Here is a 17484-nt window from a genome sequence, read left to right on the forward strand (position 1 = left end):
GGCCTCACCAGGTCAGGCCGAGGTCGGCGTACACCTTGTCGGCCAACGCGTTCGGATCGGTGCGCTTGTCGAGGTAGCCGGTCTTCGCGAACTTCGCGATGCCGGGGATGATTTCGGCCTTCAACCGCGCCGCGGACGGGTTGAACCCGTAGGTCTTCAGGATCGCCTCGATCGTCTTCTGGTCGGCGGCGGCGTACTTCTGCTCCACCTCGATCGCCGCCGTCGCCGAGATGTTGGCGCCCGCCCACCGGCTGCCCTCGGCCCACGCCGTGATCAGCGACCGCGCGATGTCGGGATCCTCGCGCAGCAACCGGCCGTTGACCGCCGTCGCGCAGCAGTACAGCTGGCGATTGGCGCCGGTCGAGTTGTTGGTGAGTTCCTTCGCGCCGCCTTTCAAGGTGGGCAGCAAGGCGTTCGGGTCGCTCGCCGCGATCGCGACGACCTCGCCGCGGGCCAAGGCGTCGCCGAGCTGGTCGCCGGCGAAGACCCGCCAGTCGACGTCCTCGGCCGGGTTGATCCCGGCGTCGACGAGGTCCAGGGAGAAGAACGACATCGCCGAGTCGCCGATGGCGCCGACCCCGATCGTCTTGCCGCGCAAGTCGGCGACGGATTTGATCGGGCTGTCGTTCGGCACGACGATGCGCAGGCAGCCCTCGTGCAGTCCGGCGGCGAGTTTCGCGTCGATCCCCTGCTCGATCGGCTTGAGCCAGGAGAAGAAGATGCCCGGCGCGGCATCGAGTTTGCCCGCGCCGACGGCGTCCTTGATCTCGTCGCCGCCGGTCTTGATGATCTGGACGTCCAGGCCGTGCTTCTCGAAGATCTTCTGGTGATGCGCCACATACAGCGGCGCCTCACAGACGCCACCGCCATGCCCGATCTTCAAGGTGCGCTTGACATTTCCAGCGCCCGGCGTGCGGCGCGTGGTGAGCCAGGCCCCGAATCCACCACCGACCACCACCGCGGTGGCGGCACCCGCGCCGAGGAACAGCTTGCGCCGCGACACCGCGGAATTCTCCGGTTCGACGGGCGCCGCCAGATCCTCGGTCTCCTCGGGATCGAGCACCGGCTCCTCGGCCGCCGTCTCCCCGCTGGCCTGTTCCGGCTGATCTTCGCTTGCCATGCTCTTCCTTTCAGAGCAGACCGAGGCACACTGGCAATCGGACTCTCGAATCGATAGGCGGCAAGCCCGGTTCGGCGCGAATGAGCCAGTGGTGCCGCTCGATTCAGCGTCGCAAGCCGGAGGCCGTGTGCCCAGCGTTCGCGTCAGTACGATCCGAACGCACCGGCGGGACAGCGCAGAATGGGCAGTGTGAGTTGGGATATGGACATCCTGCTGTGGCTGTCACAGCACCGGACATGGGCCTTGACGACGGTGGCGCGGTGGGCGATGAACGCCGGGATGAACAACGCGGTCATCGCGGTGGCCGCTCTGGCGGGCCTGGTGGTCGTGGTGGCGAAACGTTGGTGGTGGCAAGGGATTACGATCGTCGTGGCGGTCGTGTCGGCGCAGGCGACGGCCCGGGGGCTGAAGCACCTGATTCAGCGGGAGCGTCCACCGGCGGATCTCGCGGTGGTACAGGTCGGGGCGTTCTCGATGCCGTCGACTGTGGCCGCGATGACGGCGGCGGTCGCCGTCACCGCGTATCTGACCCTGCCCTGGCCGGCGGAGTACCGGCGCTGGGTCGCGGGCTTGCTTGCCATAGCGATCGTGGTGATCGGTATCGCGATGATCTACCTCGGCGCGCACTGGACGACCGATGTTCTGGTCGGGTGGGGTGTCGGGGGCGGCGTGGCCGGGGTGGTCGTGGGCCTGGTGCGGGTTGGTCAGCGGAGGTCTTGGACGAGGCCGATGATGACGCCGGCGGGGCCGCGGACGTAGGCGTAGAGGTAGATATCCTCGTACTGGGCCAGCTTGCCGACGAGTTCGGCGCCGTGCGGGCGCAATCGGTCGATGAGGTCTTCGACGGCGTCGACGGCGAAGGTGAGGCGGGGGACGCCGAGGGTGTTCGCCGGTGCGTTCGGCACACCACTGACGGCGGCCGGCCGGTGGAAGGTCGAGACTTCGACTCGGCTGTGGCCGTCAGGGGTGCGCAGCATGGCGATGTCGGCGCGCATGTTGTCCAGGCCCAGCAGTTGGTCGGCCCACGCACCCTCGACCGTCGCCTCACCCTCCAGCTCGAGCCCCAGTTCCACGAAGAACGCGACAGCCGCCGCGAGATCCTCGACTACGACGCCGACGTGGTCCATCCGGTGAATCGCCATGGTGTTCTCCTCGGTTCGTCGCGGCCCATCCGGCCGCGTTACTCCTGGGACGGAGCCGCCCGGCCGTTCTCGACATCCCCCGCGAATCTTTTTCCGAATTCCGCCGTCGCCATGCCCCATATTGTGCGGGGCAACCCGCCTGGCACTCGCAGTCCCAGGAAGGCCGGGGCACTGATCGACCGCGCGGCGCGCGACGAATTCGAGGTCATGACGACAACACTCATCACCGGCGCGAACAGGGGACTGGGATTCGAAACCGCTCGCCAGTTGCTCGCGGCAAGACATACCGTCTACCTCGGCTGCCGCGATGCCGAACGCGGTCGATCGGCGGCCGCGCGGCTCGGCAAACTCGACGTCACCGCCGACGCATCCGCCGCAGCGGCACCACGCCCGGCACCCCGGCATACGACTATCCGGGACGGTCTTATTTGACGTCGAAGACCGCGCTGAACCGAATTACCGTGCAATACGCGAAAGCCTTGCCGGGCATGCGGATCAATGCGGTGGAGCCCGGCTACACCGCGACCGATCTCAACGCCCACGCGGGCACGCAAACCGTGACCGAGGGCGCTGAGATCATCGTGCGGATGACACAGGTGAACCAGGACGGCCCCACCGGGGGCTACTTCGACAAAGCCGGAGCGTTGCCCTGGTGAGCGCGGCTACTTGTTGGCGGCGGCGTAGGCCGTGACGAGCTCGGCCGGGATACGGCCGCGGCTGGAAACCTCGTGGCCGTGCTCGCGCGCCCAGGCGCGGATGGCGGCGGTCTGCTCCCGGTCTACGACCGAGCGCTTCTCGCTGCTCTTGCTGCGTGCCGCGCGGCCGACTTTGCGGGCGTGCGGGGTCCACTGCTCGAAGGTGCTGCGCAACTGCTTGGCATTGAGCGTCGAAAGGTCCATCTCATAGGCGATTCCGTCGATGGCGAACGACACCGTCTCCTCGGCCTTGGATTTACCGTCATAGTCATCGACCAGTGTCACAACGACTTTGCGCGCCATGCTCAATACCCTTCGAGGTGTGCGGAACTATGCCGTAGTAAACGTTAGCCCACGCCATCGAGGGGGTTTCTCGCGGCTACTGCATGAGCCGGTTTCTCACCCGCGCGAGGAGATCTGCTGCACCGTCCAGCTGTTGCCGTCCGGGTCCTCGAAAAAGACGAAACCGACATTGTCGAGGGGTTCCGGGGTGGGCGAGGGATTTACACCGAGCACCTGGACCTCGCTCACCGCCACGCCGCGCGCCGTCAGTTCCTTGTGCGCCTGCTCGATATCGGGAACGACCAGCTGCAGGCCCTTCAGCGAGCCGGGTTCCATCACCGGGACCGCGCCGACGCCGATCACTATGGAGCAGCCCGAACCCGGCGGCGTCAGCTGCACGATACGGATTCCGTCGCCGAGCTTCGTGTCGTGATCCACGGCGAATCCCAGTTGCCGGCTGTAGAAGTCCATGGCGCGATCGATATCGGAGACGGGGACGATGACGACTTCGAGGGTCCAGTTCATAACGCTTCCTTCGGTCGAGTGCACAGCTCATCGGTAGAGACGACCGGGCGCCGCGAAATTCATCGAGCGCCGGGCCGGGATTATCAGTGGCTCAGCGCCGCTACTCCGAGCATGCAGGCGACGCCGGCGAGTGTGCAGAACAGCGGGGCCGTGGACGGCTTTCCGGCGTGCGCTTCGGGCAGGATGTCCGCGGTCGCGAGGTAGAGCAGGAAGCCCGCGAAATATCCGAGATAGATCCCGACCAGTTCGGCGGGCACGCGCACCAGCGTGCCGATAATCGCGCCCACCACGGGTGCGATGGCGTCGAGGCCGAGCAGAATATAGCCGCGCCGCCGCTCGTTGCCGTACAGGGTGGCAATGGTGAAGGTATTGAAGCCGTCGGCGAAATCGTGGCAGATGACCGCGATGGCCACGGCGATGCCGACCGAGGCCCCGGCCTGGAAGCCGAACCCGATGCTGAGGCCGTCGAGCATGCTGTGGAACACCAGGCCGGAAGCGGCCAGCAGGCCCACCGAGGCGAATCCGTGGTGGTGGGAACCGAATTCGTCCTCGTAGCCGGTGTGCAGGGCTACCGTGCGTTCCATGACGTGCACGGTCAGGAAGCCGACCACCGCGGCCAGCAGCGGCACCGGCACCCCCAGCGCCTCGTGCGGTTCCTGGGCGAGCGCTTCGGGCATCAGGTCGAAGGCCACCACGCCGAGCATGACGCCGGCCGCCAAGCCCAGAACCAGGCGTTTGCGGTCGCCGATTCGCACCGCGACGAAGCCGCCGAACAGTGTCATGCACATGGACAGCACCGATAGCAGGATCGCCATCGTCCCAGCATGCCAGCGGTCCACGCTTCCCTCGCCAGGCACACCGAGCCCACTATGGTGAAATGTAGCTGCTGATTCGCTGCAAGGTCCTTCGAGCGCGCACGCACGAGAAAGGCACTGCTGATGTCCGAGGCGTCCGGCGTGGCTCCCGAGGATCGATTCGTGCGGGTGCGGGGTGCGCGCACGCACAACCTGCGATCGGTGGACGTCGATGTCCCGCGCAACGCGCTGGTCGCGTTCACCGGGGTCTCCGGCTCGGGGAAGTCCTCGCTGGCCTTCGGCACCCTCTACGCCGACTCCCAGTACCGATATCTGGAGTCGGTGGCCCCGTACGCGCGCCGGCTTTTGCAGCAACTGCCCCTGCCCGACGTCGACGAGATCAGCGGGCTGCCGCCGGCCGTGGCGCTCGGTCAGCGACGCGCGGTGGCGTCTTCGCGGTCCACGGTGGGCACAGTGACCAGCATGTCGAATTATCTGCGCATGCTGATGTCGCGCGCCGGGAAATTCCCGCCCGGTGCCACACACCTGGACTCGAATGCCTTCTCCCCCAACACCATCGAGGGCGCCTGCCCGACCTGCCACGGCATGGGCACGCTATACGAGGCGACCGAGGAGTCGATGGTTCCCGATCCGTCGCTGAGCATCCGGGCGGGCGCCATCGCGTCTTGGCCGGGCGCGTGGCAGGGCAAGAATCTGCGCGACATCCTCGCCACCCTCGGCTACGACATCGATCGGCCCTGGCGCGAATTGCCCGCCGCGGACCGTGAATGGATTCTGTTCACCGCGGAACGGCCGGTCGTGACGGTGCACCCGCAGCGGACCGCCGAGCGCATCCAGCGTTCCTACGAGGGCACCTACACCAGCGCGAAAGACATTCTGCTGCGGGCGTTCTCGGAGTCGAAGAACGACACCCGCCGCCAGCGGGCCGCGGAGTTCCTGACCAGCCGGCAATGCCCGCTGTGCGGGGGTCGGCGTCTGCGCCCGGAAGCGCTGGCGGTGACTTTCGCCGGGCGCGACATCACTCAACTCGCCGGCCTGCCGATGTCGGAGCTGCGCGACGTGCTGCGCCCGCACGTCAACGATGCCGGGCCCGCCGCGGTGCTGATCCAAGATCTGCTCGGCCGCCTCGAGGTCGCGATCGAACTCGGCCTGGGGTATCTGAGTCTGCTGCGCGAGAGTCCCACGCTCTCGGGTGGGGAATTGCAGCGCCTGCGGCTGGCTACCCAGCTGCGCTCGGGGCTGTTCGGCGTCGTCTACGTCCTCGACGAGCCCTCCGCGGGGCTACATCCCGCCGACAGCGAGGCGCTGACCTCGGTGCTGCTGCGGCTGCGGGATTCGGGGAACAGCGTCTTCCTGGTCGAGCACGAGATGGCTGTGGTCCGGCGGGCCGACTGGATCGTCGATGTCGGGCCCGGCGCCGGCGTGCACGGTGGCCGCGTCCTGCACAGCGGAGCGGTCGAAACTCTGCGCGCCGTGCGCGATTCGGCGACCCGGCCCTATCTGTTCGCCGAAACACCGGCACCGCGACATGTTCCGCGTTCACCCTCCGGTTGGCTGAAGCTGAACAGTGTGCACGACAACAACCTGCACGACATCGACCTCACCCTGCCGCTGGGCGTGTTCACCGTCCTCACCGGCGTTTCCGGGTCCGGGAAATCCACCCTGCTGCGGGCGCTGGGCCGGGCCGCCGCCGACGACCCCGCCGTGCATCGCGTGGTGACGGTGGACCAGCAGCCCATCGGGCGCACCCCGCGCTCCAACCTGGCCACCTACACCGGCCTGTTCGACAGCGTGCGCAAGGTGTTCGCCGCCACCGACCCGGCCCGGGCCCGCGGGTACGGCGTCGGACGGTTCTCCTTCAACGTCGCCGGTGGACGCTGCGAAACCTGCCAGGGCGAGGGGTATGTGACGGTGGAACTGCTGTTCCTGCCCAGCACCTACACCCCCTGCCCGACCTGCCACGGCGCGCGCTACAACGCCGAAACCCTCGAGGTCGACTATCGCGGTCGCGACATCGCCGAGGTGCTGGACCTGACCGTCGACCAAGCCGTCGAATTCCTGGCCGACCTGCCCGCGGCGCATCGCGCGCTGACCACCTTGCAGAAGGTCGGCCTCGGCTACCTGCGGCTCGGCCAGCCCGCCACCGAACTGTCCGGCGGTGAGGCGCAACGCATCAAGCTGGCCTCCGAACTGCAGCGCGTCCACCGGGCCGCCACCGTGTACGTGCTCGACGAGCCGACCACCGGACTGCATCCCGCCGACACCGAAGTCCTGCTGCGCCAACTGCACAGCCTGGCCGACAGCGGCGGCACCGTCATCGCGGCCGAACACGACATGACCGTGGCCGCGACCGCCGACCACGTCATCGATCTCGGCCCGGGCGGCGGTGCGGCCGGTGGCCGCGTGGTGGCGCAGGGCAATCCCGCCGCGGTCGCGCGCGCCGCGGCGAGCCCGACGGCCCCGTATCTGGCGGCCGCGCTGGGCACGGGTTGAAATCACGGTGATTCCGGCGGAACGCCATCGCCGACGGACTTGTTGCCGATGAACATGACACTCGGAGTGGCTCTCGCCCAGACGAATTCCAGCAATTACGTCGACGACTCCGTGCGGGAGGCGCGCGCTGTCGCCGAGCACGGACTGCGATCGGTGTGGTTCGGGCAGCGGATGGACTACGACTCGCCGACGCTCGCGGCAATCGTCGGCCGCGAGGTGCCCGCACTGCAGGTGGGCACCTCCGCGATTCCGGTGATCGGCCGGCATCCGGTGCTGATCTCCTCGCAGGCGCAGACCGCGCAGGCCGCCACGCACGGCCGCTACCACCTCGGTCTGGCCCTCGGTTCGACGTTGGCGGCCAACGCCTTCGGCGTGCCCTTCGATCGGCCGATCGCCCGGCTGCGCGAATTCCTCACCGCGCTGCGCGAACTCCTGGACACCGGGACCGCCGACTTCCACGGCGAACTGTTCACCGCCACACCGCCTTTGCCGACCGCCGTACCGGGCGCCGAGCCGCGGATCCCGGTGCTGGTGGCCGCCATGGGGCCGCAGGCGCTGCGGGTGACCGGCGAACTCGCCGACGGCACCCTGCCCTACCTGGCGGGTCCGCGGACGCTGGGCGAGCACATCGTGCCCGAGATCACCCGCGCGGCGAAGTCCACGCCGCGGGTCGTGGCCTTCGTGCCGGGGGTGGTGACCTCCGATGTCGAGGCCACCCGGGCGAAAGCGGTCGAGCAGCTGGCGTTCTACGAGCAGGTGCCGTCCTACCGGCGGGTGATCGACCTCGAAGGGGCGCAGCGGGCCGCGGACCTCGCCGTCATCGGTGACGAGGAGACCGTGGCGGCCGCGATCCAGCGCTACTACGACGCCGGAGCCACCGAAGTCGTCTTCTCCTCCACCGATCTCGCGGGTCCCGACGATCAGGTCCGGACCTGGAAGTTGCTCGGGGAACTCGCGTCCCAGCGGTAGCTACATCCACGGCCGGGTGCTGTTGCATGATTGGCACATGCTCCCCACCGACCGCTTGGCCCAGGCAGCCCGTCGCCGCGCCGTGATCGACACGCCCCTGGGCACCGTCGAGTTCGCCGTCCGGCTCGGCGCCGAGGAGCTACCCGCCGAGCCGAACACCGTGTGGCGCTTGCCGGGCGGCGCGCACCTGCACCGGTGGCAGCACCCCACCGCGACGGTGGACCTGCTGCTCGGCAGCATCGACGTACCGGCCTGGGACGGCGGCAAACCGGTGCCGGTGTGGGCGGCGATCTGGCAGGTGCAGGCCCACGCCGCCGTCCCCGGCCTGGTCGTCGCCGCGGAACTCACCGACCTGCCCGCCGACGTCTACGCCGGCCCCGACTCCGGCGAATGCCTCGCCGCGGTCAGCGCCGAGAACGAGCGCTTCATGGTCTCGGTCGGCGGCCCCGACTCCGAACTGCTCGCCCTGCAAGCCGCCGACGGCCGCCTGATGCCCGCCGACTGGGCCGACGTCCTGCCCACCGACCCGGACGACGACTCCGCCGAATACGGTGTCCGCTACACCGACCCGGCCGGCCTCGCCTGGCACCTCCCCGGCCTGACCTACCCCCAGGTGGCCCGCCTGTGCGTGGCAACCGCCTGGTGCCCCCACGACGAGGACCGCCCCGCCGCCTGGTTCGCCGTCGACATCCCCCTCGACACCGCCTACCTCCACCTCGTCGCCGAACCGGCGTAGGCCGCTCACCGCTCGGGCTGTTGCTCCTGACCGAACGCCGCGTCGAAGGCGGCGGCCGGGGGGCTGATGGCGTTGTAGGTGCGGATGAAGGCGAGGGCTTCGGGGGCGCCGGCGGTGCGGTCCATGCCGGCGTCTTCCCATTCGATGGAGATGGGGCCGGTGTAGTCGATGGCGTTGAGGGCGCGGAAGCAGTCCTCCCAGGGGACGTCGCCGCGGCCGGTGGAGACGAAGTCCCAGCCGCGGCGCAGGTCGGCCCAGGGTAGGTGGGAGGAGAGGCGGCCGCGGCGGCCGTCGCCGCAGCGCAGCTTCGTGTCCTTGCAGTCCACGTGGTAGATGCGGTCGGCGAAGTCCAGGATGAAGGCGACGGGGTCCAGGTCCTGCCAGATGAAATGGGAAGGGTCCCAATTCAATCCGAAGGCCGGGCGCTGGTCGACGGCGGCCAGGGCCTGCATCGTGGTCCAGTAGTCGTAGGCGATCTCGCTGGGGTGGACCTCGTGGGCGAAGCGCACGCCTTCGGCGTCGAAGACGTCCAGGATCGGGTTCCAGCGGTCGGCGAAATCCTGGTAGCCGCGGGCGATGGTCTCGGCCGGGACCGGCGGGAACATGGCGACGGTGTGCCAGATGGCCGAGCCGGTGAACCCGACGACGGTGTCGACGCCGAAGGCGGCCGCGGCCCTGGCGGTATCGGCCATCTCGGCGGCGGCGCGGCGGCGCACGCCCTCGGGATCGCCGTCGTCCCAGATCCGCGCCGGCAGGATCGCACGGTGGCGTTCGTCGATGGGGTGATCGCAGACCGCCTGGCCGACCAGGTGATTGGAGATGGCGAACACCTGGAGACCGTGCCGCTCCAGGGTCTTGCGCTGGGCCGCGACGTAGCCGGGATCCGCGAGTGCCTTGTCGACCTCGAAATGATCACCGGAGCAGGCGATTTCGAGCCCGTCGTAACCCCATTCGGCGGCCAGCGCGCACACCTGCTCGAAGGGGAGGTCGGCCCACTGGCCGGTGAACAGCGTGATCGGTCTCATGGTTGCACTCCTGGAATCGCGGTCCACCGGCCGTCGTCGGCCGCGCTCGCCTCCACGGCGGCGAGTACCCGCTGCACGGCCAGACCGTCGGCGAAGGTGGGTTCGGGGTCTTTGCCCGCGGCGATCGAGATGACCAGATCGGCGATCTCGTTGGTGAAGGCGTGGTCGTAGCCGAGGCCGTGACCGGGCGGCCACCAGGCGCCCGCATAGGGGTGCTGGGGTTCGGTGACCAGGATGCGCCGGAATCCCGCGGTGTCGGAATCTTCGGTGTGATCGTGGAACCACAGCACATTCATCGCCTCCAGATCGAAGGCCAGACTGCCGCGAGTTCCGTTGAGTTCCAGGCGCAAAGCGTTCTTGCGGCCCGCGGCGACGCGGCTGGCCTCGAAGGAGGCCAGCCCGCCGCCGGACAGGCGACCGTGGAACAGGGCGGCATCGTCGACGGTGACGGGCCCGGTGCCCGGACCGTCCGGATGCGGCCGCTCGGTGACGAAGGTGTCCAGCAGCGCCGACACCCCCGTCACGGCCTCACCGGTGACGAACTGGGTGGCGTCGATGATGTGCGCGCCGATGTCGCCGAGCGCCCCGGACCCGGCCCGCCGACGGTCCAGCCGCCAGCTCAGCGGCGCCTGCGGATCGGCGAGCCAGTCCTGGAGATACTGCGCCCGGACATGCCGGACGGTGCCGATCCGCCCCTGCGCCACCAGGTTCCGGGCCAGCGCCAGGGCCGGCACCCGCCGGTAACTGAACCCGACCATGGACCGCACCCCGCGACCGGCCGCCCGCTCGGCCGCGGCGGCCATCGCCTCGGCCTCCGCCACGGTGTTGGCCAGCGGCTTCTCGCACAGCACGTGCTTACCCGCCTCGAGCGCCGCGACGGCGATCTCGGCGTGCGAGTCGCCCGGTGTGCAGATATCGATGAGATCGACATCGTCACGCTCGAGCAACTGCCGCCAATCCCCTACCCCGCTGCCCCAGCCGAGCCGCGCCGCGGCGGCCTGCGCCCGCCCGTCGTCGCGACCGGCCAGCACGGAAAGCACCGGCTGCCAAGGCAATTCGAAGATCGCGTCGACGCTGCGCCAGGCGTGCGAGTGGGCGCGGCCCATGAAGGCATGGCCGACCAGGCCGATGCCGAAGGTCGGTCGTGATGTCGAGCTCATCGGGCTCCGTTCAGGGTCCGGATCAGTAACCGTTGGCGAGGTACTGATCCACGTTGTCTTTGGTGACTACCGCGGAAAAGGTGGTGATCTTCGCGGGCACATCGTGTTCGGCCAGATCGCCGAGCGCTTTGCGCTGCCCGAGCAGCCGGGCCAGGGTGACCGCGGAGGAGGCCATGGCCGGGCTGTAGAGCACGGTCGCCTGCAACGGCGAGTTCCCGCCCTTGATCTCGTTCATGGCCTGGGTGGAGCCACCGCCGCCGACCATCACGAACTCCCCGGCCCGGTTGGCCTGCCGGATCGCGGCCAGCACGCCGATGCCCTGATCGTCGTCGTGATTCCAAATCGCGTCGATCTTCTTGACCGCCTGCAACATCTGGCTGGCCACCTGCTGCCCACCCGCGGCGGTGAAATCGGTGGACTGGCGGGCCTCGATCCGGAATCCGGCGGCGGTGAGCGCGTCCTTGAAGCCCTGGCTGCGTTCCTGGGTGAGCTGCAGGTTGTCGATGCCGGCGATCTCCACGATCACCGGGTTGGCGACGTTCTTCTCCCGCATCTTGCCGATGATGAAGTTGCCCGCGTTCACGCCCATGCCGTAGTTGTCGCCGCCGATCCAGGTGCGGTAGGCCAGCGCCGAGGCGAACACCCGGTCCAGGTTGATCACCGGAATCCCCGCCGACATCGCGTTCCTGGCGACCGCGGTCAGGGCGTTGCCGTCGAACGGCAGGATGACCAGGACGTCGACCTTCTGATTGATCAGCGTCTGCACCTGCTCGATCTGGCGGGCGACATCGTTGGTGCCCTCGGTGAGATCGAGCTTCACGTCGTCCAGGCCGCCGGCCTGGGCCCGGGCGTTGCGGGTGATGGCGGCGGTCCAGCCGTGGTCGGCCGCAGGCGCGGAGAAGCCGATCCGCACCTCCTTCCCGCTCGCCGTGTTCGCGCCGGTCGTCTGCGCGACCTGGGTGTTGGAGGAGCTCTCGTTGGAGGTGCAGGCCGCCGCAATCAGGCCGGCGCCGACGGTCAGACCGCCGACCAGGATGCCGCGACGGGAGGGAGAGGGGGTGGTGCTCATGGGTATTCCTTTGTGTATAAACGGTTCTCACGTGAGAGTCGGGACGGCGCGGGCGCGGCCGAAGCGCTGGAACAGCAGGACCGCGACGATGATCGCGCCCTTGCCGATCGCCTGGATGGGCTGGGCGAGGTTGTTCAGGATGAACAGGTCCTCGATGACGGTGAAGACCAGCACCCCGAGGATGGACCCGGTGATGGTGCCGAAACCGCCGCTGAGCAGCGTGCCGCCGATCACCACCGCGGCGATCGCATCCAGTTCGTAGAGTTGACCATTGGTGCTGGACCCGGTGGTCGTCTGCGCGGTGAGCATGATCGCGGCGATACCGCAGCACAGCCCGGAGATCATGTAGAGCAGCAGGGTGTGGCGCCGGACGTCGATACCGGCCAGCCGGGCCGCCTCCGGGTTGCCGCCGACCGCGAAGCTGCGCCGGCCGAAGGTGGTGCGCTCCAGCAGAATCCAGCCGATCGCCACCACGACCAGGAACAGGTAGACCAGCAGCGGGATGCCCAGCACCCGCTCCTGGGCCAGCGCCAGCAGATCGGTGGTGACCAGCTGGGACTGCCGCCCCGAGATCTCCTCGGCCAGCCCGCGCGCCGCCACCATCAGCGCCAGCGTGACGATGAAGGGCACCAGCTTGCCGTAGGCGATGAGCGCCCCGTTCAGCAGCCCGCAGGCCGCCCCGACCGCCAAGGCGCAGAACACCATTCCCGCCACACCGTAGGACTGCGTCGCGCTGGTCGTGCACCAGACCGAGGCCAGCGCGATGATCGCGCCCACCGACAGGTCGATGCCGCCGCCGATGATCACGAACGTCATCCCGACGGTGACCACCCCGATCACCGAGGCCAGCGTCAGGATGGTGATCAGGTTGCTGGTGCTGAGGAAGTCCTCGCCCTTGGTCAGCGCCCCGACCGCCACCAGCGCCACCAGCGCGAGCACCAGAATCGCGTGCTTGCGAATCTCGCGGCGCGCTCGGCCCGGCGCGGGCGGCACGGCTCGCGTGTCCGGCGGTGCCGCCGCTTTCGCCTGTACGTCGCTCACAGGGCGCTTCCTTCCATGATCATCGCGATGATGTCGCGTTCGCTGAGCTCGGCCGCGGCGGCCGCGTGGATGACCACGCCCTCGCGCAGCACCAGCACCCGGTCCGAGAGCGCGAGCAGTTCGGGCAGGTCGCTGGAGACCAGCAGCACCGCGACACCCTGCTCGGCCAGGCGGCGGATCTGCGCGTACACGTCGGCGCGGGCGCCCACGTCGACCCCGCGCGTCGGCTCGTCCAGCAGCAGCACCCGGGAGTCGTCGAGCAGCCAGCGCGCCAGGATCGCCTTCTGCTGATTGCCGCCGGAGAGTTCGCGCACCGGGTGCGCGGGATCGGCCGGGCGGATGCCGACGCGGGCGAGCGAGGCGTGGGTGTCGGCGCGTTCGCGGCGCCGGTCGAACCAGCCCAGGCGGGAGTAGCGCGGCAGCGAGGCGGCGGAGATGTTGCGCCCCACCGATTCCAGCAGGAACAGCGCCTGCGATTTGCGTTCCTCCGGCGCGAGCCCGAGCCCGGCCGTCACCGCGGCGCGGGTGCTGCCGGGCCGGATCGGCCGGCCGTCGACCAGTACCTGACCCGCCGACGGACGGCGCGCGCCGTAGACCGTCTCCAGAATTTCCGAGCGGCCGGACCCGACCAGTCCGGCCAACCCGACGATCTCCCCCGCGTGCACAGTGAACGACAGGTCGTGGAAGCGCCCGGGCAACGCCAGGTCCGTCACCCGTAGCACCTCGTCCGTGCCCGCGTGCGAGGACCGGGCCGCGGCCTCCTGGAGGTCGTGGCGCCCGGTCATCAGCGACACCACCTGCTCGGTGCTCGTGGTCGCCGCGGGCAGGTTGGCGGCGACGGTGCGCCCGTCCTTCAGCACGGTGATCCGGTCCCCGACCGTCCGGATCTCTTCGAGCCGATGCGAGATATACACCACCGCAACGCCTTCGGCGCGCAGCTGCCCGATGATCCGGAACAGGTTGGCGACCTCGTCGTTGCCGAGCGCCGCCGAGGGTTCGTCCATCACGATCAGCCGGGCGTCGTGCGAGAGGGCGCGCGCGATGCTGACCACTTGCTTGGCAGCGGCGGGCAAGGTGCCGACCGCGGTATCCGGTCGCAGCTCCGCGTGCCCGAGCCGGCGCAGCAGTTCGGTGGTGGCGCGGGCCGCCGGTGCGCGACGGGTGAATCCGGCGCGGGCGTGCTCGTGCCCGAGGAAGATGTTCTCCGCGATGTTCAGCCCGTCGCACAGATCGAGTTCCTGATAGATCGTGGCGATGCCCAGCCGGGTCGCCGCCGCGGGCCCGGACAGCCGCACCGGCTCGTCGTACCAGCGCAGCTCGCCCGCGTCCGGCTGATGCGCGCCCGAGAGCACTTTGATCAGCGTCGACTTGCCCGCGCCGTTCTGCCCGAGCAGGCAGTGCACCTCCCCCGCCCGCACCTCGAGATCGACGTGATCGAGCGCCCGGACCCCCGGGAATTCTTTGACGATGCCCCGCATGGTGAGCACGGTGTCCATGGCCGGCCTCCTCGCCGCCGTCGCGAATCAGGCGACGCTGAAGACGTGATCGCTGATGAGCCGGGCCGCGCCGATCAGCCCGCCGACACCGGCGAGCTCGGACAGCACGATCGGCAGATTGCCGGTGGCCAGGGGCAGCGAGCGGCGGTAGACCACGCTGCGAATCTCGGCGAGCAGCGGATGCCCGAAGCCGGTGACCCCGCCGGCGATCACCACCAGCCCGGGATTGAAGAAGCTGACCAGCCCGGCCAGCACCGAACCCAGGTGCGCGCCCGCCTCGCGAATCATGGCTACCGCCAGCGGATCTCCCGCCGCGGCGGCTTCGGCGACGTCGACCGCGCTGAGCGCGCCCGCCTGCGCGAGCCGTTCGGCCAGGAACGTCGAGCGCCCGGCGCGGGCGAGGATCGTCGCCTCGCGCGCCAGGGCCGCCCCGCCCGCGTAGGCCTCCAGGCAACCGGTGTTCCCGCAGGCGCACACCGGGCCGTCGTCGCTGATCCGGATATGCCCGATATCGCCGGCACTGCCGGAGACCCCGCGATAGAGGCCGCCGCCCACCACGATCCCGCAGCCGACCCCGGTACCGATCTTGACCAGCAGGAAGTCTTCCACCGAATGCGCGGAGCCGGAATGCATTTCGCCCAGCGCCAGCAGGTTCACGTCGTTGTCGACCAGGACCGGGCAGCCGAGTTCCTGCGCCACCACCTCGCGGACCGGGAACCGATGCCAGCCGGGCATGATCGGCGGCGAGACCGGGATGCCGTCGCGGAAACTGACCGGACCGGGCACGCCGATCCCCGCGCCGTGCAACCGCCCGCCCACCGCGTGTTCCGCGCGGAGCTTGCCGAGCAGGTCCAGCACGCGTTCGAGCACCGCCGCGGGCCCCTGCCGGATGTCACACGGCTCGGAAAGATGCCCGAGAACCCGCATTTCGCCATCGGTCACCGCGACGTCGATGGAGGTGGCGCCGATGTCGACGGCCGCGAACCGCAGCCCCGCGGCCAACTGCGCGATCGCCGACCGCCGCCCGCCGCTGGAAGCCGCGAGGCCACCGGCCTCGACCAGCCCGAGTTCGGCCAGCCGATCCAGCTCCACCGCCAGCTTCGATCGCGACAGCTCCATCGGAAGCCCCAGTTCCGAGCGCGACTGCGGCCCGCGATCCCGCAGCAGGCGCAAAAGCCGTTCCTGGTGGGTGTTTTCGGGGCGAGCCGCGATGCGCATACGGCGATTGAACGCCCCTTTGTCTTACTGTGTCCCGACTTTCGCGAAAGTCAGACAAAGTTTGTTCTGTAGCAAGACAAAGGGGCGTTCGGGATTCCGCTAGGCCGAGACGTCGGTCTTCGGCACGTCCGCCTCGAGCACGGCCTCACCGCGCGCGACCATGCCCGCCTCGTCGGAGAGCTTCAGATGCGGAATGAACAGCGCCAGCAGGAAAGCCACCGCCACACCGGGCAGCAGGTACCAGAAGCCGGGTACCAGGGCATCGACGTAGGCGCCGACGATCGCGTCGTGCAACTGCTCGGGCAGATGCTTGACCACCGAGGGCACCAGGGCACCCGGGTCGACTCCGCCGGCCTGCTGGTAGTTGTCGCGGAACGCCTCGGTCAGGCCCTCGGTGAGCCGGTTGGTGAAGATCGACCCGAAGACGGCCACACCGATCGCGCCGCCCATCTCGCGGAAATAGTTGTTGGCACTGGTCGCGGTGCCGATCTGATCCGGCGCCACCGCGTTCTGCACGACCAGCACGATGATCTGCATGATCAGGCCCAGGCCCGCACCCATCACGAACAGCATCCCGCCGACCACCCACATCGAGGTGCCGGCGTTCAACTGGGTCAGCCACAGCATGCCCGCGCCCATGATCAGCGCGCCGATCGGCGGATAGGCCCGGTAGTTACCGGTTTTGGTGATCGCCGCCATGGAACTGATCAGCGTCGCCATCATGCCGACCATCATCGGGATCAGCAGCAGCCCCGACACCGAAGCCGAAGCGCCGGTGGCCATTTGCAGGTAGGTCGGGATGAAGGCCAGCGCCGCGAACATCACCAGGCCGACCACCAGGCCGATGGCCGAGGTCAGCACGAACGTGCGGTTGCGGAACAACCACAGCGGCAGCATCGGCTCCGCGGCCCGCGATTCCACGAACACGAACGCGGCCACCACGAGCACCAGCGCCGCGATCATCGACAGGATGAGCGGGGAATCCCAGGCGTGCCGCTTGCCGCCCCAGTCGGTCAGCAGGATGAGCAGCGTCGTCGCCGACGACATCAGCACGACGCCGAGATAGTCCGGCCGGGTCTTGGGACGATGACTCGGGATGCTCAGGTAGCGGAACGCGATCACCATGGCCGCCAGGCCGATCGGCACGTTGATCCAGAAGCACCAGCGCCAGCCGACGTGATCGGCGAAGAAGCCGCCCAGCAACGGCCCGGCCACCGAGGTGATACCGAAGATCGCACCCATCGGGGCCATGTACTTGCCGCGATCCTTCGCGGGCACCACATCGGCGATGATGGCCTGCGCCAAGATCATCAGACCACCGCCGCCGACGCCTTGCAGGCCACGGAAGGCGATGAACTCCCAGAACCCGGTCGACAGCGCCGCGCCCACCGAGGCCAGGGTGAAGACGCCGATGGCGAACAGGAACAGCCAGCGCCGGCCGAACATGTCGCCGAACTTGCCGTAGATCGGCATCACGATCGTGGTGGCCAGCAGATACGAGGTGGCCGTCCAGGCCATCTCGGAGACCCCGCCGAGCTCGCCGACGATGGTCGGCATGGCGGTGCCGACGATGGTCTGATCGAGGCTGGCCAGGAACATGCCGGCGATCAGCGCGGAGAAGATCAGCCAGATCCGCTTCTGGGTCAGCACGATCGGGGGTGGCGGCGCGTCAGCCGTCGTGGTCATCGGTAGCTCCTT

Annotated in this window: 18 protein-coding genes; 6 read left to right on the forward strand and 12 right to left on the reverse strand. The window is 69.1% G+C overall.

The window, feature by feature from the left end; genetic code table 11:
• Positions 1–4: 4 nt before the first annotated feature.
• Complete coding sequence (locus tag AB0H76_RS19620) at positions 5–1120, reverse strand: ABC transporter substrate-binding protein (RefSeq protein WP_357325489.1); 1116 nt, start codon at positions 1118–1120, stop codon at positions 5–7.
• A gap of 201 nt (positions 1121–1321) precedes the next feature.
• On the opposite strand from AB0H76_RS19620, the gene AB0H76_RS19625 reads away from it, so the two are divergent.
• Positions 1322–1879 (forward strand): phosphatase PAP2 family protein, encoded by a 558-nt coding sequence (locus AB0H76_RS19625; RefSeq protein WP_357325491.1) that lies wholly within the window; start codon positions 1322–1324, stop codon positions 1877–1879.
• On the opposite strand, the gene AB0H76_RS19630 is transcribed toward AB0H76_RS19625, so the two are convergent.
• Positions 1825–2262 (reverse strand): VOC family protein, encoded by a 438-nt coding sequence (locus tag AB0H76_RS19630; RefSeq protein WP_357325493.1) that lies wholly within the window; start codon positions 2260–2262, stop codon positions 1825–1827. The genes AB0H76_RS19625 and AB0H76_RS19630 overlap by 55 nt on opposite strands.
• On the opposite strand from AB0H76_RS19630, the gene AB0H76_RS19635 reads away from it, so the two are divergent.
• Both AB0H76_RS19635 and AB0H76_RS19640 read left to right on the forward strand, forming a co-directional pair.
• Complete coding sequence (locus AB0H76_RS19635) at positions 2239–2694, forward strand: hypothetical protein (protein WP_357325495.1); 456 nt, start codon at positions 2239–2241, stop codon at positions 2692–2694. The two genes, AB0H76_RS19630 and AB0H76_RS19635, sit on opposite strands and share 24 nt — an antisense overlap.
• Positions 2691–2918 carry a hypothetical protein gene (locus tag AB0H76_RS19640; RefSeq protein ID WP_357325498.1) on the forward strand — a complete coding sequence of 76 codons (228 nt, stop codon included), beginning with the start codon at positions 2691–2693 and terminating at the stop codon, positions 2916–2918. Before AB0H76_RS19635 ends, AB0H76_RS19640 begins: the two co-directional genes overlap by 4 nt.
• Positions 2919–2924: 6 nt before the next feature.
• Here the strand turns inward: AB0H76_RS19640 and AB0H76_RS19645 are convergent, their stop codons facing one another.
• The 3 genes from AB0H76_RS19645 to AB0H76_RS19655 form a co-directional block, all read right to left on the reverse strand.
• Positions 2925–3260: an Lsr2 family protein gene (locus AB0H76_RS19645; RefSeq protein WP_357325501.1), complete on the reverse strand. Its 336-nt coding sequence runs from the start codon at positions 3258–3260 to the stop codon at positions 2925–2927.
• A 96-nt stretch (positions 3261–3356) separates the two neighbouring features.
• Positions 3357–3764: a VOC family protein gene (locus tag AB0H76_RS19650; RefSeq protein ID WP_357325504.1), complete on the reverse strand. Its 408-nt coding sequence runs from the start codon at positions 3762–3764 to the stop codon at positions 3357–3359.
• An 83-nt stretch (positions 3765–3847) separates the two neighbouring features.
• Positions 3848–4579, reverse strand: a complete 732-nt coding sequence (locus AB0H76_RS19655) for a ZIP family metal transporter (RefSeq protein ID WP_357325507.1) — start codon at positions 4577–4579, stop codon at positions 3848–3850.
• Positions 4580–4702: 123 nt separating this feature from the next.
• On the opposite strand from AB0H76_RS19655, the gene AB0H76_RS19660 reads away from it, so the two are divergent.
• From AB0H76_RS19660 to AB0H76_RS19670, 3 genes are read left to right on the forward strand one after another with little or no spacing between them, the layout of a single operon-like run.
• The gene (locus tag AB0H76_RS19660; protein WP_357325510.1) at positions 4703–7072 is read left to right on the forward strand and encodes an excinuclease ABC subunit UvrA; all 2370 of its coding nucleotides are present in this window, start codon (positions 4703–4705) and stop codon (positions 7070–7072) included.
• 54 nt (positions 7073–7126) lie between these two features.
• On the forward strand, positions 7127–8041 hold the full coding sequence (locus tag AB0H76_RS19665; RefSeq protein ID WP_357326262.1) for an LLM class F420-dependent oxidoreductase: 915 nt from the start codon (positions 7127–7129) through the stop codon (positions 8039–8041).
• A gap of 37 nt (positions 8042–8078) precedes the next feature.
• A complete protein-coding gene (locus AB0H76_RS19670; RefSeq protein WP_357325513.1) occupies positions 8079–8777 on the forward strand; it encodes a hypothetical protein in 699 nt (232 codons plus the stop codon).
• Between the two features lie 5 nt (positions 8778–8782).
• On the opposite strand, the gene AB0H76_RS19675 is transcribed toward AB0H76_RS19670, so the two are convergent.
• From AB0H76_RS19675 to AB0H76_RS19705, 7 genes are all read right to left on the reverse strand, one after another.
• Positions 8783–9802 carry a sugar phosphate isomerase/epimerase family protein gene (locus AB0H76_RS19675; RefSeq protein WP_357325516.1) on the reverse strand — a complete coding sequence of 340 codons (1020 nt, stop codon included), beginning with the start codon at positions 9800–9802 and terminating at the stop codon, positions 8783–8785.
• Entirely contained in the window at positions 9799–10962 is a 1164-nt protein-coding gene (locus tag AB0H76_RS19680) for a Gfo/Idh/MocA family oxidoreductase (RefSeq protein ID WP_357325519.1), read from the reverse strand. Before AB0H76_RS19680 ends, AB0H76_RS19675 begins: the two co-directional genes overlap by 4 nt.
• Positions 10963–10984: 22 nt before the next feature.
• On the reverse strand, positions 10985–12031 hold the full coding sequence (locus AB0H76_RS19685; protein WP_357325522.1) for a substrate-binding domain-containing protein: 1047 nt from the start codon (positions 12029–12031) through the stop codon (positions 10985–10987).
• Positions 12032–12058: 27 nt separating this feature from the next.
• Entirely contained in the window at positions 12059–13072 is a 1014-nt protein-coding gene (locus AB0H76_RS19690) for an ABC transporter permease (protein ID WP_357325525.1), read from the reverse strand.
• On the reverse strand, positions 13069–14568 hold the full coding sequence (locus tag AB0H76_RS19695) for a sugar ABC transporter ATP-binding protein (RefSeq protein WP_357325528.1): 1500 nt from the start codon (positions 14566–14568) through the stop codon (positions 13069–13071). Before AB0H76_RS19695 ends, AB0H76_RS19690 begins: the two co-directional genes overlap by 4 nt.
• Positions 14569–14595: 27 nt before the next feature.
• Positions 14596–15786 (reverse strand): ROK family protein, encoded by a 1191-nt coding sequence (locus AB0H76_RS19700; RefSeq protein ID WP_357325531.1) that lies wholly within the window; start codon positions 15784–15786, stop codon positions 14596–14598.
• 99 nt (positions 15787–15885) lie between these two features.
• Positions 15886–17472, reverse strand: coding sequence for an MDR family MFS transporter (locus AB0H76_RS19705; protein WP_357325533.1), 1587 nt, complete (start codon positions 17470–17472; stop codon positions 15886–15888).
• Between the last annotated feature and the right edge of the window lie 12 nt (positions 17473–17484).

This window comes from Nocardia sp. NPDC050712 (genome assembly GCF_040654295.1).
Lineage (GTDB): Bacteria > Actinomycetota > Actinomycetes > Mycobacteriales > Mycobacteriaceae > Nocardia.